Consider the following 21,789-nt stretch of genomic DNA (forward strand, 5'->3'; position numbering starts at 1 on the left):
ATACCATTTACATTAATTATATGTCTAATTGATTATCACGTTATAATCATGAAGAACATGCATAATCCCAACATCGCTGCCTTAGTTAAATCAGAGAAATACGCATATGTTTGCGCCGCTCATAAAGTAATTACAGACTGCTCTTGGCGTTCACTGGCTAGGTTAGTTAACACTTAACTGAGGCGTTAAAGTGTATCTCTTTGATGGGTGAGGTGCGTAAAGAGCATTTCATATTTAGTTACATTGCTAGAGATAGGTTTTAACCGACGTTTCTAATGAGCCATTACTTGTTAGTGAGCCCATATATTTCGGTAGTCGTTGGATTGGTCAAGATAAGCGCACCGAACACACAAAGTGCGCTTAAATTGATTGAGGCTTACTGGGTGTGTTCTGAATGCTTACGGTGGAGTACTTCGAGTAGTTCATCTTCGAGTTCGAAGCGAGTTTCCATGTTATGGGCAAGTTCAGATAAATCTTTATCGAGTTGATACAACACGAGATCGTCTTGAGTTTCCGCATATTTATCGTTGAAGTCTAATGCCGCATTCGTGGTTGGCGTTATTTTTGGCAATACTTGTTGCGCGAGTGTTTTGCTTGATTCACCATATTCACTACAGGCATTAACGACTCTATCGTAGACTTCGAAATGGCCTTCAGAGACATAGTCCACTAATAAGTCACAGAAAGATTTAACATGTTCGAACGAGGGAAGTGATTTTTCTGATTTACTGTAAGGAGGAAGCCCAGCAATTTGGCAGTAATGCACTAACAGTTTGCGACGATTTTTTAGCCATTGATCAATAAGCTTATTTGAGCCGCCCCACTTCTGTTCCGCTTTTTCAAGTTCTCTCAGCATGATGCATTCCATTTAAGTGCCAGCACATAACTCTAATGTAGGGACAAGTCGCTAATCGATCAACTCTTTTCATGCGATTTTGCGTGAATGATGAAATGGACAAACCAGCTGTTTTGCATCAAAAAATACAAATAAAAAAACCAACGATAGAAACCTATCGTTGGGTGAGTAAAGTTTATAGCAGGCTCGATGCGACGAGCTTCTTGATTGTTCTTGCTAGCGCAGACTTTTTATACCAAAGGCAGGGAACCAGCGCAACTTTTTTCTGTCTGAGTGTGACTTCGTTACGAATAAATCAGCAGTATGTTATCTGGATAACAATTTCCAATTTATATGGTCAAATCGACGCCAACGATGGGGAATAGCTCACATATATTTGCACATAAAGGTTACATTATTCGCGTAAATGCTAAACTACCGACCCAGCGGATCTCAATAAGACTAGGAACCAAGCCCAATGGCAGAATTAAAGAATGATCGTTATTTACGCGCCCTACTAAAAGAGCCTGTCGATGTGACCCCTGTGTGGATGATGCGTCAAGCTGGCCGTTATCTTCCTGAATATAAAGCTACTCGCGCTCAAGCGGGTGACTTCATGTCTTTGTGTAAAAATCATGAGCTTGCCTGTGAAGTCACGCTGCAACCTTTACGTCGTTATGATCTCGATGCGGCGATTTTGTTTTCCGATATTTTAACAGTGCCCGATGCTATGGGGTTAGGTTTGTATTTTGAGGCGGGTGAAGGCCCACGTTTCGAGCGCCCTACAGACACTATCGATGCGATCAAAAAGCTCTCAATTCCAGATCCAGAAGATGAGCTGGGTTATGTGATGAAAGCCGTTAGCACTATTCGCCGTGAACTGAATGGCGCAGTGCCGTTAATTGGCTTTTCTGGTTCACCTTGGACCCTAGCGACTTATATGGTTGAAGGCGGCTCGAGCAAAACTTTCGAAAAAATTAAGAAGATGGCTTACGCTGAGCCAATGGCATTACACATGCTGTTAGATAAATTAGCCGATTCAGTGATCTTATACCTGAATGCTCAAGTGGCTAATGGCGCACAATCACTAATGATTTTTGACTCATGGGGCGGCGCGTTATCGCACTCTGCTTACCGTGAGTTTTCTTTGCGTTATATGCAGAAGATTGTCGATGGTCTAACACGTTTTGCCGATGGCCGCAAAGTGCCAGTGACGCTGTTCACTAAAGGTGGTGGTTTGTGGTTAGAAGCGATGGCAGAAACTGGCTGTGATGCGTTAGGTTTGGATTGGACGGTAGACATTGCCGATGCCCGTCGCCGTGTAGGCCATAGAGTTGCATTGCAAGGCAACATGGACCCTTCAATGTTATATGCACCTATTCCACGTATTGAAGAAGAAGTGGGCCATATCCTAGCGGGTTATGGTGAGGGTACTGGCCATGTCTTTAACTTAGGTCATGGCATCCATCAGCATGTCGATCCAGAGCATGCCGGCGCCTTTATCAAGGCGGTTCATGCGCAATCAAAGCAATACCATAAGTAATTTTTGGTTTGCGATACAGGCCCGCTTGCGGGCCTGTTTTATTTCTGACATTTGGGTTTGATAGCGTTGGAGCTTCTGGCGAAGGTATCTTTATGGATGAGCGTATGTGGTGATTTCTATCGTCTGCGAGCTTAATGGGTCTTACATTTAGATAACGACTTAAGCACCCTATATTCACATTCTGATTATGTGTGAATTTTCTTGATAAAAAGTAAAATTCATAATCGTTTATTTTATAAATTTTTATTTTTAAATCAAAGGTATAAGATTGATTTGATTGCATGAAAATGTCTACTTTAGCAACGACTAAAGCGAAGTGATGTTTAATACTATTCGCAAATGAGATATGTTGCATGGCGCAGTGAAGGATTATGCAAGGCCGTCAATCAATTTAGTCATAACAAGCCGTGGTAAGAGATGCACATTGGCAAGAAAATATTGGTATTTATTGCGGGCTTTTGTCTCCCCGCGGTGGTTATTGTCTCCTATTGTCTGGGGTGTTGGTACGACCATCGCGTCGAGCTATTGCGCCAAGACAGTGCTAATCGTGAACTTGCTAATATCCAGCAGCAGTTTCAAATTGATGTTGACCGATTAACCTTTCTCACGAATATCTACGCTTTACCTTTGTCGCAGTTAGATGAAGTGCAACTAAAAAAGCTAGAGGCCTCGTGGCACGATAGTTCTATGTCGGCCAACCTTAGTTGGTATATTTTACGCCAAGGCGAACTGCAGACTTTTTTCCCCAATGAATATACTTTTGCGTCAAATGAGCTGCGGGAAATTGCCAGCGCCATTATTAGCGCTAATAAGCCCAGTGTTGCTGGTGCATATTTGATTGGTGGACAGGCTTATGTCATTACCGCCGTGGCTTCTGCACCTAATGAATCTGTACTGCTGGTACGTCAGTTGACCGATAACGACTTACTTGAATATGCGCAGGCCTTATTGGTGACTAAAGTGACTATGAGTCACTCTAACCTTGTTACGGCAAGTGTTGATGGCACTCATAGTGACATCATTGAAATTCCCAGCCTGTTAAAAGACAAACCTGTTTATCTGCAAGTGCAGTTCTCCGAGGGGCCCTTCCAAGAGGTTAAATTTAAGCTTGATTGGGTATCGCTCGGTTTCATTCTATTTGGCGTGTTTATTGTTGGCCTTGGCTATATTTGGTTGCGCTCTGGTTTACTCAAACCCTTTAAAAACTTGATGCAGCAATTGGCGTTGGTCGATCCTATGTCCAGTGTCTATCAGCCTGTTACCAGTGAGGGCAATGAGGAATTAGAAGTGCTTGCCAGCCGCGTTAATAGCCTGCTGGCCAGAATTTATCAGCAGAAAGAACGCGCGAAAATCACCTTAGAATCTATTGCAGAGGCGGTGATTTTAACCGACGTCGATGCCAGAGTGATTTATATGAATCCGCGGGCCGAGTCGCTTTTGGATGTTGCCAGTTGTTATGCCATAGATCAGAGCCTTGCCAGCCTGTTAAAGGCTGGCGACCAGTTGAATCAGGCGGTGTTCACTTGTATTCGCCTTGGCGAGTCATCACCACAGGTCGAGAAAATCAAGTTATTGACCGCTACACCGCGGATTATGGAACGTAGCATTAGTAATTTGCGTAACCACGATAAAGTTATTGTCGGCACCGTCGTGGTATTGCGAGATATCACTCAAGAAGAGTTACTTAAGCGCCAACTCCAAAAAAGAGCCAATTTCGACAGCATTACTGGGCTGCTAAATCGTCAGGCGTTTGATGAACAGCTCCCTCAATTTGCTGCCTCAGCTAAAACCATCGCCGTTTGTTATCTCGATTTAGAGCAATTCAAGTTGATTAACGATAGCTGTGGCCATACAGCAGGCGATCGTATGCTCGCCATGGTGGCTAAGGCTATGCAGGCTTGTCTCGGGCCACAGGAGTTGTTGGCGCGGCTTGGCGGTGATGAGTTTGGTTTAGTGGTGTGTAATCGCAGTGCTTTATCTGTGGCGCAATTACTCAAACAAATGATCGCACAAGTCTCGCTGCAAGTGCTGAATGACAAAAACTGTAACTATAAAGTCGGCCTTAGCATAGGTGTTGCTTTTGGTCGTGCGCCCTATATTGATGCCCAAGAATTATTGAAAGACGCTGATATTGCCTGTATTGCCGCTAAGGCTAAGGGCGCCAATCAAATTCATTTTTACGATGATAAAGATAAAGAGCTCACTTACCAAAGAAACGCGCCTAAGTGGGCGGTACGTATCGCGCAGGCGATTGAAGAAAACGAGCTAATTCTGTATTACCAACCGATCCGTGGGTTAGGCAGCGGTCCACAGCGACAACGCATGGAGATCCTGCTGCGAATTCAAGAACCCTGCGGCCGTATTTTGGCACCTGCGCAGTTTATTGCCGCGGCTGAGCGCTTTAAGCTGATGCCTGACATAGATAAAGAAGTGATCCGCAAAGCATTTTTATGGCTGTCTTTGCATCCTGTACTTTGGCCTGATCATTGTATTTCGATCAACCTTTCGGGCAATAGTTTAGGCGCTGAAGGTATGGTGGAATATATCGCCCAGCAACAACATATTTTTGATATCCCAAGTCAATGTATTTGCTTTGAAATTACTGAAACCACCGCGATCCAAAATCGCAATCGTGGTATGGAAATGTTGAAGCAGTTACGTAAACTCGGCTTCTCGTTTGCACTGGATGATTTTGGCAGTGGTTTCGCCTCTTATGGCTATCTGCGTGAGCTGCCCGTGGATTATGTCAAAATCGATGGCTGTTTTATCAAGAACCTTGCAGTGAACGCTAAAGACTATGCCATCGTTAAATCGATTCAGGATGTTTGTCGGGTCATGGGGATCGAGACCGTGGCCGAATTTGTTGAAAATCAGGATATTATCGACAGATTATTGAGCATTGGCATTAACTACGCGCAAGGTTATGCGATAGGGCGCCCACAACCCTTAGCGAATTATCGTGAACAATATGAGATGAGGCTTGCACAACGCGCGTGAAGGATTGCGCTTTTAGTGTGATTATGCCAATTTAGCCAAAGACGTAATTAACATAGCGATAACAAAGGAATGACTATGGATGGACTCACTGGCAAGGTCGTGATCATCACGGGTGCTTCAGAAGGTATTGGTCGAGCACTCGCTGTGGCAATGGCGCGAATGGGCTGCCAGCTCGTGATCAGTGCACGCAATGAAACACGTCTCGCTTCACTCGCCTTAGAAATCGCTAATTATGGTCCGCCTCCTTTTGTATTTGCTGCCGATGTCTCTCGTCCTGAGCAGTGCGAAGCCTTGATAGAAGCCACGGTCGCGCATTATGGCCATCTTGATATTTTGATTAACAATGCTGGCATGACTATGTGGTCACGTTTCGACGAGCTGACTCAGCTGTCTGTACTCGAAGACATTATGCGGGTGAATTATCTTGGACCCGCGTATTTGACCCATGCCGCGTTACCTCATTTAAAGGCCAGTAAGGGCCAAGTGGTGGTAGTGGCCTCCGTCGCTGGATTAACGGGCGTTCCAACTCGTAGCGGTTATGCCGCTTCTAAACATGCTGTGATTGGCTTTTTCGATTCGTTGCGGATTGAGCTCGCGGACGATAATGTGGCGGTGACGGTAATTTGCCCTGATTTTGTGGTGTCACAAATTCACAAACGTGCCCTAGATGGTGCAGGTAATCCTTTAGGCAAGTCACCGATGCAAGAAGCTAAGATACTGACGGCCGAGCAATGCGCCAATATGATGCTACCTGTGATTGCGACTCGGGGCCGACAACTTATCACTTCACTTCGTGGCCGTTTGGGGCGTTGGCTTAAGCTGATCGCGCCAGGTTTAATCGATAAAATTGCCCGCAGGGCGATCGCCTCCGGGCACTAATATCTTTGTCATTACAAGCTATTTGCCACTCTTATTCAGATGCGTAATGATTGACTTTTCAGCCTCGCTTTGCGTTGCTTTTTCCCCTTGCTTTTCGATAGTTGCCGTGGCCATATGGCCCGTCATATCCTCTGCAATATGAAACCAATCTGGATGCCAGTAAAAGCTGGATCCTTCTAGGGTTTACCAGTTATGTACGCCTGATTTTTCACCTTGATAAATAAGATCTTTTATCGAATAACCCATATATTTACTCCATTAATTTTTTGATTGTTAAAAATATAAGAAGCTTGATGGTGCACGTCATCTGAGCCTAGGTATGTGCTTTAGGTCACATTCTTATGGTAAAAATTAACCTTTATCGAGCTAGGCCTATTGGTTGACGATAGTTGTTATAGTAAGTAATCAATCGCTAAGATAATAAGGATTACATTTCAATTCCGCAGAAATTCAGGCACAAAAAAACCGGCGTCTGGCCGGTTTTTTAACGCGTCTAGCAATTAGTTTTGCTGTTCACGTGCAATCGCGCGGTAGCCAATATCGGTACGGAAATACACATCATCCCAGTGGATTTCATCAACCAATTTATAAGCGGCTTTTTGCGCTTCGGTGACTGTGTTACCCAGTGCAGTGGCGCAGAGTACGCGCCCGCCGTTGGTGACTACGTGGCTGTCTTTCATCTCTGTGCCAGCATGGAACACTTTACCGTCGTTATCACCAAGGCTGAGACCGTCAATCACATCAAACTTGCGATACTCATCTGGATAACCGCCAGCGGCTAATACTACACCCACGGCTGCGCGCTCGTCGTATTCCGCTGTCACTTTATCTAACTCGCCACGGGTGGCGGCTAAACACAGTTCCACTAAGTCTGACTTTAACCGCATCATGATTGGCTGAGTTTCTGGATCGCCGAAGCGGCAGTTGTACTCAAGCACTTTGGCACTGCCGTCTGGAGAAATCATCAAGCCAGCATATAAAAAGCCTGTGTAGACATTACCTTCTGCGGCCATGCCATCAACCGTTGGACGAATCACGTTTGCCACAGTCCAATCGTGTACCGCTTGAGTCACGACAGGTGCTGGCGAGTAAGCGCCCATGCCGCCCGTGTTTGGACCATAGTCGCCGTTATCGCGGGCTTTATGATCTTGGCTGGTCGCCATTGGCAGAATGTTTTTGCCATCGACCATGACGATGAAGCTGGCTTCTTCGCCTTTCAGGAATTCTTCAATGACCACGCGTGAACCCGCATCGCCAAACTTGTTACCCGCGAGCATGTCATCAATCGCCGCATCGGCCTGCGCTTGGTCTTGGGCGATGATCACACCTTTACCTGCGGCTAAACCGTCGGCCTTGATCACTACTGGATAACCTGTTGTGGCAGTTAATTCACGCACGAAGGCTTTAGCGTCGCTGATTTCAGTGCAGTTTTTGTAACCTGCAGTCGGAATATTGTGGCGGGCTAAAAAGTCCTTAGTGAAGGCTTTTGAACCTTCAAGCTGAGCAGCCGCCTTTGTTGGGCCAAAAATCGCTAAACCTGCGGCATTGAATGCATCAACTACACCCATCACTAATGGCGCTTCTGGGCCGACTATAGTCAGTTCAATTTTATGGGTTTTCGCAAAATCGAGCAGAGCAGGAATGTCGGTGGCGCTGATCGCCAGATTTTCAACATTAGGTTCTAGGGCTGTGCCCGCATTGCCTGGCGCAACATAGACAGCTTCAACTTGAGCCGATTGAGCCGCTTTCCACGCTAGGGCATGTTCGCGACCGCCGCCACCAATAACTAATACTTTCATGTTAAGTCATCCCTTAGAGTTTTATGTTCTGTGTAGGCACACTGTGGTCGAAACCAGAGTGCGGTAAAACAAAGAGTGGTAAAACAAAAAAGCAGCCAGTACTGATTGAGTGCTGGCTGCTGAGTGGCGATTAGTGACGGAAGTGGCGCATGCCTGTCATCACCATGGCCATGCCGTGCTCATCCGCAGCAGCGATGATTTCAGCATCGCGCATTGAGCCGCCCGGTTGGATGATGCAGCTAATGCCCGCAGCCGCTGCGGCATCGATACCGTCACGGAAAGGGAAGAAAGCATCGGATGCCATCACAGAGTTCACTACTTCTAAGCCTTCATCGGCGGCCTTGATGCCAGCGATTTTCGCGCTGTAAACGCGGCTCATTTGGCCTGCGCCGACACCGATAGTCATGCCGTCTTTGGCATAAACGATGGCGTTAGATTTAACGAACTTCGCTACTTTCCAGCAGAACATTAAGTCTTTCAGTTCGCTTGCAGTGGGTTGACGTTTAGAGACTACTTTGATGTCTTCTAAACCGACCATACCTTGGTCGCGATCTTGCACTAACAAGCCGCCGTTAACGCGTTTGTAGTCTAAGGTTTGGGTCTTAGTATTCCACTGACCACATTCTAATAAACGCACGTTGGTCTTTTTCGCCACCACATCGCGCGCCGCTTGGCTGACGCTTGGGGCGATAATCACTTCAACGAATTGACGCTCAACGATAGCACTCGCCGTCGCGGCATCTAACTCGCCGTTGAAGGCGATAATGCCGCCGAAGGCTGAGGTTGGGTCAGTTTGATAAGCGCGGTTATAGGCATCGAGTAAGTCTTTACCTAACGCCACACCACATGGGTTAGCGTGTTTAACGATAACGCAAGCGGGTTCGCTAAATTCTTTAACGCATTCAAGTGCTGCGTCGGTATCGGCAATGTTGTTGTAAGACAAGGCTTTGCCTTGCAACTGAATCGCGGTAGCCACAGAAGCTTCATCAATTTTAGTGTCAACATAGAAAGCCGCTGCTTGATGGCTGTTTTCGCCATAGCGTAAGTCTTGTTTCTTCACTAATTGGGTATTGAAGGTGCGTGGGAACTTGGAGCCCTCAACGGATAGGGAGTCTTCGAAGCATTCGTCCGTGCTGTGCGCAGGAACCTTATGCATTGGAACCATAGTGCCGAAGTAGTTGGCGATCATGCCATCGTAACCCGCAGTGTGCTCAAAGGCTGCAATCGCTAAGTCGAAACGCGTCGCATGGGTCGTGCTGCCATTGTTAGCCGTCATTTCTGCCAGTACGCGTGAGTAATCGGCCGCATTAACGACTATGGTGACGTCTTTGTGGTTTTTTGCCGCTGCGCGCACCATAGTGGGGCCGCCAATATCGATATTTTCGATAGCGTCTTCTAAGGTACAACCGGCTTTAGCTACGGTTTCAGCGAAAGGATAAAGGTTAACCGCAACCAGATCGATTGCATTGATATTGTTGTCGGCCATAACGCTTTCATCAAGCCCACGGCGCGCCAAAATGCCGCCGTGCACTTTTGGGTGCAGCGTCTTAACACGACCGTCCATGATCTCAGGGTGTCCTGTGTAATCAGATACTTCGATAACAGGCACGCCGTTATCCGCTAACAGGCGAGCGGTGCCGCCAGTTGATAACAGTTCCACACCTTGGGCGTGAAGTGCTTTGGCGAACTCGAGAATTCCGGTTTTATCTGAAACGCTTAACAGCGCGCGACGAATGGGTCTGGCATTATTTGCAGCAGTCATTTGGGTACAGGGTCCAGTTATTTTAGTTTCAAGGATCTTTCGGAAAACAGAACAGCCTTAGCGCTGCACCGCTTTCCAAAAGTCCCTTGGTCCTATTTTTACTTTATTAGCTAACTTTTTATCCCTTCATCACGGCGCGCGTATTCTAACGTAAAACTGCATTTACGGGTGTTTTTTCTGCGTGATTTCACAATATTCATATCAGAACAAAGTGACGTGACTCGGCCGACTTTATGTAAAGTATGAATTACCCCTTGACCTTGGAGTAGGCTCCAAGGTTTATACTCGCATTATTGAGTTGTATGCTGGAAACTCCCCCTGAGTTGGGCGCGATTTCGCAAAGGATGAAGACATGTATCGTATTGGTGAACTGGCGGATTTGTGTGAGGTGAAAGCCGACACGTTGAGATTCTACGAGAAGCACGGTCTGCTCGCGCCGTCGAGCCGTACCGAGTCTGGCTATCGAGTGTATACCGAGGCCGATGCCGCGCGACTGCGTTTTATCTTACGGGCGAAGGCCGTGGGTTTTACCCTTAATGAAATCAGTGAATTGCTTTCAATTGAGCTTGATAAATCTAATCGCGTCTGCGCCGATGTGAAGGGTATGGTCGATATTAAATTGGCCCAAGTACAGGCCAAAATCGCCGAGCTGAATCATTTTCAAACCAGTTTGCAGAGTCTGTCCGATGCCTGTTGTGGCGGGCCGCGTAGCGCCGAACATTGCTCGATTTTAGAGGCGTTGGAATCCAGTACTGAGCGGGTACGTGTGGAGCATCATTCTCATGACGTCAATCAGCACGAAACGCATCAGCACACAGCACATCAACATGAGTCGCACCAGCATACTCACGGCAAAATAATCCATGATGAGTCAGGGAATTAATTATGTTACTGAAGAATTTTATTGATCTGTTTTTAGACTCGGCGCCTTGGTTGTTATTGGGCCTGATCCTGGCTGGGCTATTAAAAGTATTCGTACCAATGGTGTGGATGCAAAAGCAGCTCGGCGGTCACGGTTTTAAAACTGTGGTGAAGGCGGCGCTGCTCGGTGCACCATTACCTTTGTGTTCTTGTGGCGTGATTCCTGCGGCGGTAGGGCTGCGCCGTTCAGGTGCCTCGAAAGCGGCAACCACCTCTTTTTTAGTGTCGACGCCAGAAACGGGCGTCGATTCAATCGCCGTTTCCTACGTGTTACTCGGCCCCTTTATGGCGATCGTCAGACCGATTGCAGCGATTACCAGTGCGATTGTGGCTGGCTTACTCGTTGGCCGCGATGACGACGATGGCAAGCCTGCGGTTAAATCAGAGTTCAAGTCAGCTAGCGACGCAGCCGTGGCGGCCTGCTGTGCGTCGAAATCGGCGAGTCAGTCCCAAGCTATTAAAGCTGAACCGGTTAAAAGCTGTTGCTCACCGACTAAGGATCAGCCTTTAGCGCCTGTTAAAGCGGCTGCATCCTGCTGCGGCACTGAAAGTCATACTGATTGTGAGCAGAAGACTGAGCCTAAGAGTGCGATCAAAATGACGCCAATGGCTGCAACGTCTAGCTTCATGACGGCTCATGGCGGTAGTGTTGCGAACGTCGGCGTGATGAAAGCTGAGAAAACAGCTTCCTGCTGCGCTAGTAAAACAGCTGAATCTGTCACCCCTGAGAAAATCCTTGTGGTGAAAAAAGGTGCCTGTTGCGGTACTTCAAATAAAGCCGAGTCTGGAACACATGATCACAGTGCTCATGCTCCTCAAGCACAAGGTGAAGCGGATAGCTGCTGCGCTTCGACTCAAGATATGGCGACTGAGTTAAAATCACAATCTGTATTAAGCCGCGTCGGTATTGGTCTTAAATATGCGGCAACGGATTTAGTGCGTGACACTACCTTGTGGTTGCTGGTGGGTTTATTCTTCGCCGCGCTGGTGCAAACCTATGTCCCCGCAGACTTTTTAGCACAATGGGGCAACGGTATCTTAGCTATGTTAGTCATGGTGTTGGTCTCTGTGCCTATGTATATCTGCGCCACGGCATCGACACCGATTGCAGCCGGACTATTATTGGCTGGCGTGTCACCGGGAGCCGTTTTAGTGTTTATGATGGCGGGCCCTGCGACCAATATCGCGACATTAGGTGTGGTGGCTAAAGAGTTAGGCAAACGTGCGTTGTGGGGATACTTGGGCGGCGTGATCGGCGTGGCCTTAGTCGCGGGTATATTGGTCAATTATCTGGTGGATAGCTTTGGCTTTGTGGTGATGCCACAGATTGGTGAGCAGCACCAAATGTTACCTCAGTGGTTAGTGGCAACCTCTGGCATAGTGCTGGCGTTACTCATGGCAAAAGTGGTGTTTGAAAAGATCCCTCGAAGCTGGATTCGCCGCAACGATTGCTGTTCTTAATCAGCTCATATTCCGCTCAGTAATTATCGAGCGAATAACGAAAAATCCCAGTGTTAGGGCTAACAGTGGGATTTTTTATTGTCGATTTATGCTTTTGCTCGAGCTAAACCCAAGCTTAGTTGCCTTTTTTCACATCGATAAAGGGCAGAGTGCCTGTCGGTAGCATGGTTGTCGGTAGTTTACCGTCCCACTTTTCCGCTTTAGTTAATTCAACTAAGTTTTGATTTTGTGCCAGTGCTTCGGCGCGGCTTTTAATTGCAGAGGCTTCTGCATCACCTTTAATGCGAATACTTTCGGCTTCAGCCTTGGCGCGGGCTAATTGCGAGTCGGCCTGTGCTTGCGCTTGGGTGACGGCGATTTGCGCGCTGACGCGTTCTTTTTCTAGATTCTGCAGTTGAGTTTGCACTTCTACTTCGGCGCGCATTCTGTCTTCGACGGATTTTTCATAGGCGTTGGAAAAGTCGATATTCTCAATCTGCACTGAGTTGATTTCCACCGGACCTTTGATCGAGTTAGTGATCGCGCTGGTCACATCGATACCGAACTTGATCCGCTCTTGTACCACAGAAATCGCCGTGTATTTACCGAAGATGTTTTCGACCTGAGTCGGCACTTGTCTGTCGAGCAAACGCGTGACCATGGCATCGATACTCTTGAAGTTAGCATACACTTCTTCGACGCGGTCTGGCGGTACGCTAAATGTCACCGATGCGTTAAGTGTCGCGGGTTGTTGATCGCGGCTATAGGCTTGCAGCGAGGTATAACTGGTGGTGTGTGTTTGGGTCGAAATCTTCACCACAGTGTCTATCAGTGGGATTTTAAAACCAAGCCCAGGTTCTGCTGTACCGATAACTTTACCGTTGCGCAGCAGTACGCCACGTTCACCTTGGTCAACTGTATACCAACTGCCAAATAAGGAAATAAAGAGGATTAATAGAATAACAATGGGGATAATTTTGCTGAGGCCAATTGAGCTCGGCAGATTGAATTCATTTTTAATCATTTAGCTTCCTTTGCTGATGTCATAGTAATGAGCTTGAGGGTGAATCGGATTGTTTATCTTGGGACAAGACTATTAACGCGAAATGTATCTTAATGGTTAACAACTGGCAATGACAAGGCAGAAGTGTTGCCTATTTGTGATTTGAATACCATAAACCATCCTTACAGTGTAAATCTTATTGCGAATTATTATCATCAAGGCTAGAGTCCCGAAATTAAAATTCTTCCATTGCTTTCATGTGCTTATCTTTTTACATGATATACAGCAAGCATAGGAAAATGGACTCGAATGCTAACGCTTTGTAGTGAGAGGATAACATCCCGTGTTGCAACTTATATTCCTGTTGTCGACGCTTCTGGCCTGCTTGTTATTTTATTTAACGAATAAGCAGCAAAAACTATTTGCAAGCTCCCTTCCTAAGCGGCCTTGGCGGTTACTCGCTTACGGTGTTGCCTTTGTCAGTCTTATCGGTTGGCTTAGCCTCTTTACCCTTAGCGCCGCAATTTTTATTTGGTTAGCCCTGTTGATGTTATTGATGGGGTTAGTGCCTTTTATCTCACTTTTCGGTCGGAAATAACTCATGGCACGTTTAGCTGAACAGGATAAATTGCAACCTGACTGGTGGACTAAATCACTGGCTGGATTGATTTTAGGATTTACTTTAGCACTTGGATTGGTGGGGTTATTTGCCTGGTTTGGCCCAGGCGGCATCGATGCCGATACTAAAGTGCAGTTCAACATGTGGCTGATTACGCCTATCTGGTTATTGATCTTAAGTTTTAGCTTTATGTTTAAAACCGGACTCAGGGCAATCGGCTACTTGGGCTTGTTTAACGTTTTGACTTATATAGTTTTATATACCTTTAGGTGACAAGGATGAAAGTTCGCAGTGATGTGTTACGTGTGTATCAGTCTATCCATATTTGGACTGGTATCATCGCCGGAATCGTATTGTTTATCGGCTTTTATGCCGGCTCGCTCACTATGTTTAAGGGGGCGATTGACGCTTGGTCAATGCCGCCAGCCCTGACCTTGCCTCAAGTGCCCACCGAGAAGCTGGATGACTTAGTCGCGCAAGTGTTAGCGCAGGATGATAAGGCCAAAACCGGTTTTAGTTTGCACTTAAATGATGAGCATCAATCGCCGATGACTTGGTATCAGCAGGGCTCGGAACGTGAACTCAGCATGAGTCACCAGCTTTGGCATGCCAGCCTTGACGAGCAGGGGCAATTAGTCACCCAACTAAGTACACCAAGCGAGTTGGCTGAGTTGATTGACCAATTACATCGTACCGCGGGGATTGCCGGCGAAGTCGGTCACGATCAAGCGGGTTCCTATGTGCTGGGGATTGCCGCCGTTTTATACTTTTTGGCATTGGTTTCTGGGGTGATTTTTTTACTGCCAACTTTAACCAAAAGCTTTTTCGCCCTCCGTAAAGATAAAGGTGAGAGTCGTTTCTGGCTCGATGCCCATAATTTAGTGGGCATTACCAGCCTGCCATTTCATCTAGTGATATGTGTAACTGTGATTGTGTTTGCTTTCCATGATCAGCTTTACGATGGGCTTAAGCATATGGTTTATGGTGAAAAACCATTATTTGCTCAATCGGCACCGGACAAAACGCCCTATACACTAGCCGATTTGCCAAAGGTCACCACTGTGTTAGCCAAGGTGCAGCAAATCGCCCCCGATTATCAAGTGAATGAAATGACCTTTATGAACTTGAATAATCCCCGTGCGACTCTGCGCTTGGGGTTATATAACCCCAATGGTTTTATGCGTGGACCCGTTACCGATTTCTTATACCTGCATCCTTATAGTCTTAAGGTGACCAATAGCACGATTGACCAAAGCGACAAGGGGATTTGGGCCAGAACCGTTGCGGTATTCTTTGGATTACATTTTGGTAGTTATGGGGGCGATCTCGGGCGTTGGGTGTATTTTTTCCTAGGTTTAAGCGGTGCTTTTTTATTTTATAGTGGTAATTTGCTGTGGCTGGAAAAACGCCGTAAAAAGCAGGCGAGCGAGCAAACCCGTGCTTGCCGATTAATGGCGAGCGCCACGGTGGGGATTTGCTTAGGCTCGGTTGCCGCTTTAACGATAAGTATGTTGTTGGGTAAATGGTTATATGTGCATGTGAGCAATATTAACCACGTCTATTTGTGGCTGTATTATCTGGTGTTTGGCTTGCTGGTGGTTTACGCCTTTTGGCGTGGTGCTGCTAAGGCGGCGCTGCTGATTTTGCCTTTGTGCGCCTTGGCTACATTGGCGATGCCAATCACGTCTTTAGTTGCGTTAATCGTGCCAAGTTTAGGCTTATGGGCGCCTTATTCTGCGGCAACGTTAGGCGTCGATCTGGTGGCGTTAGCCTTTAGTGGAGTGTTCTTTTATGGTTACAGACTGACTCGCCATCGGGTGCTTAATGGGCCGCAGGACAGTGTCTGGGCCATTCCCACCACAGTGCCAGTGGCAGAATTAACCCAGCAAACATCATAATAACAATGGGCGCCGTTATCGGCGCCCATTGTTATTCACAGGGTGTAGAGACTTAGCATTAACGGCTCAGGACTAAGCCTTCGCTGTGGGTAGGCGGGCTTTGCTTCGGGCGAGTAAGTGCGCGCTTAGATAGCAAACCGTGACTAAAAAGCTTGCTGCTAAGTAGAGCGGTAAGCCATGTTCTACATCATCAAAACGACTGGCGGCAACCGGACCAATAACCGAACCTACGGAATAACTGAGCAACATAATCTGAGTGGCGGAGACGATTTGGCTGCTGGGTAAATGATCGCACGCCAGACTGATGGCGATGGGATAGAGAGCAAAGGCGCAGGCACCTAGTAACACAAAACCTAACCATAATCCCACAAGCGATGTTTGTATCAGTAACAACAACGCCGCCGCACCCACTAAGCAAAAAGCGGTCATCAACACACTCTTTTCAACACGCGGGGATAAATAGCTCACTAAGGGTTGAACTATCATGCCGCCCATAATGATCAGCGCCATAAATTGCCCCGTCTGCTGGGCAAAACCCATGTCTTGCGACACATACACAGGCAATAAACCGTAGATGGGACCAAGTAATAATCCTGAGACTAAACAGCCAACAATGGCAGGTTTACTTAAGGTTTTTAGGTCGGAAAGGGCAATAGCGTGTTGTTCACTGGACTGCGGTTGGCCGCGTTTAACTAACAGTGCAGGTAAACTGGCCGCTGCCAACAAACCTATTACTACCAAGTAGGGTAAATTACCCGTGGTGCCTAAATAATCTACGGCAAGTTGCCCAATGGCAGTGCCACCGTAGAGGGCGGTCATATATAAGCCTAAACGTTTTGCCCGTTGTTTTTGGGTGTCGGCCATAAGTAACCAAGATTCGACCACCACAAAAATCCCTGCAACAGCCAAGCCTGCAATCAGGCGTGATACTAGCCAAACACTGCTCTGTGGCAGTAATACCATTACCACAACGCTACACAGTAAGATATTTAAGAACAAAATAAAGGCCTTACTGTGACCTATGCGGCTGACAATCGGTGCAATACAAGGTGCACCTAGTAATAAGCCAAGGTAGAAAATACTCGCCAGCCAAGGCGCAAGATCAAGGCTCAAATCAAAGTAAGTGAGCGAGAGTGGGATCAAACTCATCAAGTAGCCTGACGCTAAAGCAAATAGACTGAGTCCTGCCACAGGCACAAACAGCCCTGGCTTTTGATTGGGTTGAGCTGACAGCATATTTTCCACAAGCGGTACCAAAATAGGTAAAAAATGAACAGGAGACGAGAATACGGGCGCGACTCTAGGTTGGATTGCTCGCGGGGTAAAGTGAGTTAGATTGACTGAGATGGTGAATAATATTTGTGTTTATTATTCATAGGGATATTGAGTTGTAAATGTTATTTATTTGAGTAGGATTCTAGGGTTGTTTTCGGCTTTGATGGTTTGAAACATTTTTAATTTCTACACAGTTTTGCATCAAACAAATGATGGAACCACTAGGAGACGTTATCGAGCACTTGCTGGAGTGAAGTGGCAAGCGCCTGCACAAATTCTACAGGGAAGCTAATCAGATGTCCTTTCGCATTATCAGATAGATTTAAAAGGTTAAATCTTCTTTCCGTCACCATGCCATTTAAGTTTTTAAGTATGTAAACCAAAATCTTAAATGCGAAAAATGAAAGTTATTCGTGAAATATAAAACTGAGTTGATGCCAGCTGCAATTCTGTCATTGGGATGTTCGTTTACGTTATCGCTTTAAATTGCAGTCAGCTTGAGGGGGGGGCAAAGAGTGGTAAATACATTCATGGGTGTTTTATAGGCAAAAACTGTGGTTACAGGATTGAATTAGCGTTAACCACTTTATTTAAGGTTAAATTCAGTGTTTGTCACTTAGTATTAAAGTGAAGCATGATCCACGTCACAGTTTTAAACACTTATTCAATTACAGCTTTATCAAGCTTTTGCGTGATTTTTGCTCGTTTGAAAGTTTTGCACATGGCTTTAGATCAGAAATGGGTGATTTTTATCTCACTTAAGGTTTTTCTGGGTTTTTAGTCGGCAGAATGTGTGGTTGCTAAGTGGCAAAATTACAAAATAAACCGCTTTGCCAAGTGTGATCTATGCCCTAAATTTGCGTCAAAATAAAATGGTATTAAGGTTGTAACCATGTCATCAACAGATTCAAGCACTGTTCCACCTCAAAAAGCGCCCGTCAGCGAGGGGCTCGATAAAAAGAAAATGCTGATCTTAATCGCAGATATTTTGCTGCTATTCGCCTTGTATTACGGATTACCCTTCGATCAAGGCGTCAATACGGGTCTTGCGATCTTAGTATTTGCGGCCATTCTGTGGTTAACCGAAGCGATTCATATCAGTATTACCGCGATTTTAGTGCCTATTTTGGCCGTGTTCTTTGGGGTATTTGAAACCAAGGAGGCCATGAGTAACTTTGCTAATCCAATTATCTATCTGTTTTTCGGCGGTTTTGTGCTTGCCGCTGCATTGCATCATCAAAAGATTGATACCTTGATCGCCCAAAAATTGCTGCTGGCCTCTAAAGGTAAATTGAGCATTGCCTGCTTAATGTTGTTTGGGGTAACGGCGCTGCTGTCCATGTGGATCAGTAATACCGCGACCACGGCGATGATGTTGCCCTTAGCACAGGGAATTTTGCAGCAGTTGGACCGTAAAACCTACCACAGCACCTATGTCTTTTTACTGCTAGGCATTGCCTATTCTGCCAACATTGGCGGTATTGGTACTTTAGTCGGTAGCCCGCCAAACGCGATTGCCGCAGCGCAGGTGGGGTTAAGTTTTAGTGATTGGCTCAAGTTTGGTATTCCAACCGTTATCCTCATGTTGCCGTTAATGTTGATTGCCTTGTATTGGTATTTTAAGCCGGATCTTTCTGCCAAGTTTGATGTGCGAGTTGAAGCGCAGAAGCTGACGTTCCAAGGTAAATTCACCCTGCTTATCTTCCTCGCGACAGTATGTTGCTGGATTTTCAGTGTGCCATTAGCCAAGGCATTAGGTGGCATCACTCAGTTCGATACCATAGTAGCGTTAGGCGCGGTTGTTTTGCTCGCGGGCTTAGGCTTAGTCGGTTGGAAGAAGATTGAATCGACCACAGATTGGGGCGTACTAATACTGTTTGGCGGCGGTTTAACGCTAAGCGCAGTGTTTAAAACCACAGGCACTAGCGTGTTTTTAGCCCACTGGATGACAGATATTTTCGGCAGTACGCACATGTCGTTGTTCGTCTTTGCAGTGATTGCCTTTGTGGTGATGCTGACCGAGTTTGCCAGTAATACCGCCAGCGCCGCACTGTTAGTGCCTGTATTTGCTGCAATTGCCGAGGCATTAGGCGTATCGCCTGTGATGTTATCTGTGCTGATTGGTATTGCCGCATCCTGCGCCTTTATGCTGCCAGTGGCGACGCCGCCCAATGCGATCGTTTATGGTTCTGGCCATATCAAGCAATCGGAAATGGTGCGAGTAGGTATGATCATCAACTTTATCAGCATGATAGTGCTAGGCATTATCGCCCATGTTTTTTGGGATGTCTGATATCGGTAGATTGAGATTTAAGTAAACAAAATACCCAGCGAGTCTGGGTATTTTTATGGGCGTGAAATAGTTACCTGCGGTTAACTATGGCTTTTTAACCATAGATTTAAGGCTGACTGAGGTAAAGCGCCCGCTTGCTGCGCGAGTATTTTTCCTTGCTTGAAAATCATAAGAGTGGGAATAGAGCGAATATTAAACTGCGCTGCGAGGGCTTGCTGTTCTTCAGTGTTGATTTTACCGAAGCGAAATTGCGGCTCCCACGTCTTAGCCGCCGCGGAAAACACCGGAGCAAAGCTTTTGCATGGGCCACACCAACTAGCCCAAAAATCAACGACTAGGGGGAGATCAGATTTATTGGCATGGTTGGCAAAGTTCGCGCTTGTGAGTTCAATCGGCGCAGCCGTAAAGACACTGAGCTTACATTTACCGCAAGTAGGTTGCTGGGTTAAACGCTCATCGGGAACACGGTTTAACGTATCGCAATGGGGGCAGGCAATAATCATGGCTAAGCTCCAAAATAAAACGTCGATATTATTAATATATTGGGCTAAAGGACGGTTATTTAAAGGGGGAGTGATAATGTTATCGCCCATGATGACCTTATTCTCAAGGATAAAGCAGTGCACCGAGCGGCAGAAATATTGCAATAGCGCCGACAAGCGTGGTCGTCGGTGATAAAATCTGGCATAAGTTACATATCACGCCCTAGTGCGAAAAGAAAAGAGAGTGAAGAAATGACCGAATTAGAAGTAATCGATCTGCAAGTGGGCGAAGGAAAAGAGGCGGTAAAAGGCGCGCTGATCACTACCCAATACCGTGGTTTTTTGCAGGATGGTACCCAATTTGATTCATCCTATGATCGCGGTCAGGCATTTCAATGTGTGATTGGCACTGGCCGTGTGATTAAAGGCTGGGACCAAGGCATTATGGGGATGAAAGTCGGTGGCAAACGTAAGTTGTTAGTGCCAGCTCATTTAGCCTATGGCGAGCGCCAAGTCGGTGCGCATATTAAACCAAATTCTGATCTGACCTTCGAAATTGAGCTATTAGAAGTGCTGACCCGAGACTAATTAAGGAAAAATATTTTTCGTGGCATCGGATACGGCAGCAGAACACATCAAACAGCTTCAGGCTGAAATTGCTCAACTCAAACGCGAAAACGCCCAGTTAACGGCGTTGAATCGTCGTGCCGAAGAAAAACTGTTTGCCGCCCTCGATGGCAATGGTTTGTGTCTGTGGGAACAGCATATTCCAAGCGGGAATTTAACCATTTTCAATATGCGCTGGGGCGAAATGCTCGGTTTTAGTCCTGAAGAATTAGCCGCCCACGTTGATATCTGGAAAAGTAAATTACACCCAGAAGATAAAGCATGGGTGATAAAAGCCTTTGATGATCATGTCAGTGGCAAGTCCGATTACTATCAGGCAGTACACAGAATGCTGCATAAAGATGGCAGCGTCACTTGGGTGTCAGACCGTGGCCGTATTGTTGAGCGTCTTGCCGATGGTACACCGCTGCGGATGATGGGCAGCCATATCGATATCACCCAAGAAAAACGCTATGAACTGGATTTGGCACTGTTAGCGCACAGCGATCCCCTCACCAACTTAATGAATCGCCAAGCCATAGCCATGGCATTCGATGAGTGTTTGCAACCGGGCATGCGCGGGGCATTATTCTTTATCGATCTGGATGGTTTTAAAGCCTTAAATGACCGTCACGGCCATAAGTTTGGCGACAGTTTGTTGATGCATGTGGCGCAGATCGCTCGGCTAGGTGGTGATGAATTCGTGATCTTACTGCCGTTATCCGAGACAGAATCTTTAGCTATGCTCGCACAGTCCTTACTCGATGTTTATCGGCAGGGCTTTGTGCTTGAAGGTTGTGACGTGGAGATAGGCCTGAGTATCGGTATCGATATTTTTAGCTCCGGTGATAGTTTTACCGAAAGCTGCGATCGCGCGGATGCTGCTATGTATCGCGTGAAACACCAAGGGAAAAATGGTTATCGCTTTTACCAGCAAGCTGATGATTGTTAACCCTTAACCCGCCAGTCATTTACTCGTCTAGCGAACATCAATAGGCGCGACATTTGCCTGTTCACAACCCCACACCTCAACGGCGGCATCTTGCTTGTTCGGCTGACCAATCCAATGACTCATGGCTTGGCATTGTACCTTGCCAGAGACCTGCGCAAAACAAACATCAAAATCTCCCGCTTCGGGTGTCCGGCCTAAACGTAATTTAGGCAGAATTGGGAGCTTGGGCCGATAATGCCAACTGCCATTTTTAAGATAGGCATCATCTGGGATGTCCATGCCCGCGCCCGTGCCTTTCACTCTCGCCTCGGTTAACACTAAGCCTTGGGGCGTAATGTTATAGTCCTCCTCCCAGCGGATTTTCTCTATGGTGTGGTTCCATGCCAAGGTGAAGTGCTCTGTGGGCACTTGCGCCCACAGGGTACCTGCTAGGCCTAAACACAGGCCTAGCATCTGTTTACCTTCAAAGACTTATTAACGACGTT

The 21,789-nt window shown here is 46.6% G+C and carries 18 protein-coding genes and 1 pseudogene; 11 read left to right on the top strand and 8 right to left on the bottom strand.

Annotated elements, in window-relative coordinates:
- Nucleotides 1-376 precede the first annotated feature (376 nt).
- Complete coding sequence (gene rsd, locus NE536_RS19050; RefSeq protein WP_106648308.1) at nucleotides 377-856, bottom strand: sigma D regulator; 480 nt, start codon at nucleotides 854-856, stop codon at nucleotides 377-379.
- 457 nt (nucleotides 857-1,313) lie between these two features.
- Here rsd and hemE point away from each other — a divergent pair, with 457 nt between their 5' ends.
- The 3 genes from hemE (at nucleotide 1,314) to NE536_RS19065 (ending at nucleotide 6,254) form a co-directional block, all read left to right on the top strand.
- A complete protein-coding gene (hemE, locus tag NE536_RS19055) occupies nucleotides 1,314-2,378 on the top strand; it encodes a uroporphyrinogen decarboxylase (RefSeq protein WP_261273677.1) in 1,065 nt (354 codons plus the stop codon).
- Nucleotides 2,379-2,795: 417 nt separating this feature from the next.
- The gene (locus tag NE536_RS19060; RefSeq protein WP_261273678.1) at nucleotides 2,796-5,375 is read left to right on the top strand and encodes a putative bifunctional diguanylate cyclase/phosphodiesterase; all 2,580 of its coding nucleotides are present in this window, start codon (nucleotides 2,796-2,798) and stop codon (nucleotides 5,373-5,375) included.
- A 75-nt stretch (nucleotides 5,376-5,450) separates the two neighbouring features.
- Nucleotides 5,451-6,254, top strand: a complete 804-nt coding sequence (locus NE536_RS19065; protein ID WP_220591272.1) for an SDR family oxidoreductase — start codon at nucleotides 5,451-5,453, stop codon at nucleotides 6,252-6,254.
- A gap of 18 nt (nucleotides 6,255-6,272) precedes the next feature.
- Here NE536_RS19065 and NE536_RS19070 read toward each other — a convergent pair.
- From NE536_RS19070 to purH, 3 genes and pseudogenes are all read right to left on the bottom strand, one after another.
- A pseudogene (locus NE536_RS19070) lies at nucleotides 6,273-6,500 on the bottom strand (hypothetical protein).
- A 254-nt stretch (nucleotides 6,501-6,754) separates the two neighbouring features.
- Nucleotides 6,755-8,053 (bottom strand): phosphoribosylamine--glycine ligase, encoded by a 1,299-nt coding sequence (purD, locus tag NE536_RS19075; protein WP_261273679.1) that lies wholly within the window; start codon nucleotides 8,051-8,053, stop codon nucleotides 6,755-6,757.
- A gap of 130 nt (nucleotides 8,054-8,183) precedes the next feature.
- The gene (purH, locus tag NE536_RS19080; RefSeq protein ID WP_261273680.1) at nucleotides 8,184-9,815 is read right to left on the bottom strand and encodes a bifunctional phosphoribosylaminoimidazolecarboxamide formyltransferase/IMP cyclohydrolase; all 1,632 of its coding nucleotides are present in this window, start codon (nucleotides 9,813-9,815) and stop codon (nucleotides 8,184-8,186) included.
- 352 nt (nucleotides 9,816-10,167) lie between these two features.
- On the opposite strand from purH, the gene zntR reads away from it, so the two are divergent.
- Nucleotides 10,168-10,698: a Zn(2+)-responsive transcriptional regulator gene (gene zntR / locus NE536_RS19085; RefSeq protein WP_261273681.1), complete on the top strand. Its 531-nt coding sequence runs from the start codon at nucleotides 10,168-10,170 to the stop codon at nucleotides 10,696-10,698.
- A 2-nt stretch (nucleotides 10,699-10,700) separates the two neighbouring features.
- Nucleotides 10,701-12,197 (top strand): SO_0444 family Cu/Zn efflux transporter, encoded by a 1,497-nt coding sequence (locus tag NE536_RS19090; protein WP_261273682.1) that lies wholly within the window; start codon nucleotides 10,701-10,703, stop codon nucleotides 12,195-12,197.
- Between the two features lie 115 nt (nucleotides 12,198-12,312).
- On the opposite strand, the gene NE536_RS19095 is transcribed toward NE536_RS19090, so the two are convergent.
- Nucleotides 12,313-13,200 (bottom strand): prohibitin family protein, encoded by an 888-nt coding sequence (locus NE536_RS19095; RefSeq protein WP_063884205.1) that lies wholly within the window; start codon nucleotides 13,198-13,200, stop codon nucleotides 12,313-12,315.
- A 322-nt stretch (nucleotides 13,201-13,522) separates the two neighbouring features.
- Here NE536_RS19095 and NE536_RS19100 point away from each other — a divergent pair, with 322 nt between their 5' ends.
- The 3 genes from NE536_RS19100 to NE536_RS19110 are packed head-to-tail and all read left to right on the top strand — an operon-like array spanning nucleotide 13,523 to nucleotide 15,696.
- Nucleotides 13,523-13,777, top strand: a complete 255-nt coding sequence (locus NE536_RS19100; protein ID WP_106648299.1) for a hypothetical protein — start codon at nucleotides 13,523-13,525, stop codon at nucleotides 13,775-13,777.
- 3 nt (nucleotides 13,778-13,780) lie between these two features.
- Nucleotides 13,781-14,071: a hypothetical protein gene (locus NE536_RS19105; protein WP_047535138.1), complete on the top strand. Its 291-nt coding sequence runs from the start codon at nucleotides 13,781-13,783 to the stop codon at nucleotides 14,069-14,071.
- Nucleotides 14,072-14,076: 5 nt separating this feature from the next.
- Nucleotides 14,077-15,696 (top strand): PepSY-associated TM helix domain-containing protein, encoded by a 1,620-nt coding sequence (locus NE536_RS19110; RefSeq protein WP_261273683.1) that lies wholly within the window; start codon nucleotides 14,077-14,079, stop codon nucleotides 15,694-15,696.
- 72 nt (nucleotides 15,697-15,768) lie between these two features.
- On the opposite strand, the gene NE536_RS19115 is transcribed toward NE536_RS19110, so the two are convergent.
- Nucleotides 15,769-16,932, bottom strand: a complete 1,164-nt coding sequence (locus tag NE536_RS19115) for an MFS transporter (protein WP_261273684.1) — start codon at nucleotides 16,930-16,932, stop codon at nucleotides 15,769-15,771.
- A gap of 931 nt (nucleotides 16,933-17,863) precedes the next feature.
- Here NE536_RS19115 and NE536_RS19120 point away from each other — a divergent pair.
- Nucleotides 17,864-19,264: a DASS family sodium-coupled anion symporter gene (locus tag NE536_RS19120; protein WP_261273685.1), complete on the top strand. Its 1,401-nt coding sequence runs from the start codon at nucleotides 17,864-17,866 to the stop codon at nucleotides 19,262-19,264.
- A gap of 80 nt (nucleotides 19,265-19,344) precedes the next feature.
- Here the strand turns inward: NE536_RS19120 and trxC are convergent, their stop codons facing one another.
- Entirely contained in the window at nucleotides 19,345-19,767 is a 423-nt protein-coding gene (gene trxC, locus NE536_RS19125) for a thioredoxin TrxC (protein ID WP_261273686.1), read from the bottom strand.
- Nucleotides 19,768-19,998: 231 nt separating this feature from the next.
- Here trxC and NE536_RS19130 point away from each other — a divergent pair, with 231 nt between their 5' ends.
- Nucleotides 19,999-20,334, top strand: a complete 336-nt coding sequence (locus NE536_RS19130; protein WP_011845636.1) for an FKBP-type peptidyl-prolyl cis-trans isomerase — start codon at nucleotides 19,999-20,001, stop codon at nucleotides 20,332-20,334.
- A gap of 19 nt (nucleotides 20,335-20,353) precedes the next feature.
- The gene (locus tag NE536_RS19135) at nucleotides 20,354-21,304 is read left to right on the top strand and encodes a diguanylate cyclase domain-containing protein (protein WP_261273687.1); all 951 of its coding nucleotides are present in this window, start codon (nucleotides 20,354-20,356) and stop codon (nucleotides 21,302-21,304) included.
- 27 nt (nucleotides 21,305-21,331) lie between these two features.
- On the opposite strand, the gene NE536_RS19140 is transcribed toward NE536_RS19135, so the two are convergent.
- The gene (locus NE536_RS19140) at nucleotides 21,332-21,757 is read right to left on the bottom strand and encodes a DUF1850 domain-containing protein (protein ID WP_261273688.1); all 426 of its coding nucleotides are present in this window, start codon (nucleotides 21,755-21,757) and stop codon (nucleotides 21,332-21,334) included.
- Nucleotides 21,758-21,789 lie beyond the last annotated feature (32 nt).

Origin of the sequence: Shewanella septentrionalis (assembly GCF_025370265.1) — a bacterium.
Lineage (GTDB): Bacteria > Pseudomonadota > Gammaproteobacteria > Enterobacterales > Shewanellaceae > Shewanella > Shewanella hafniensis.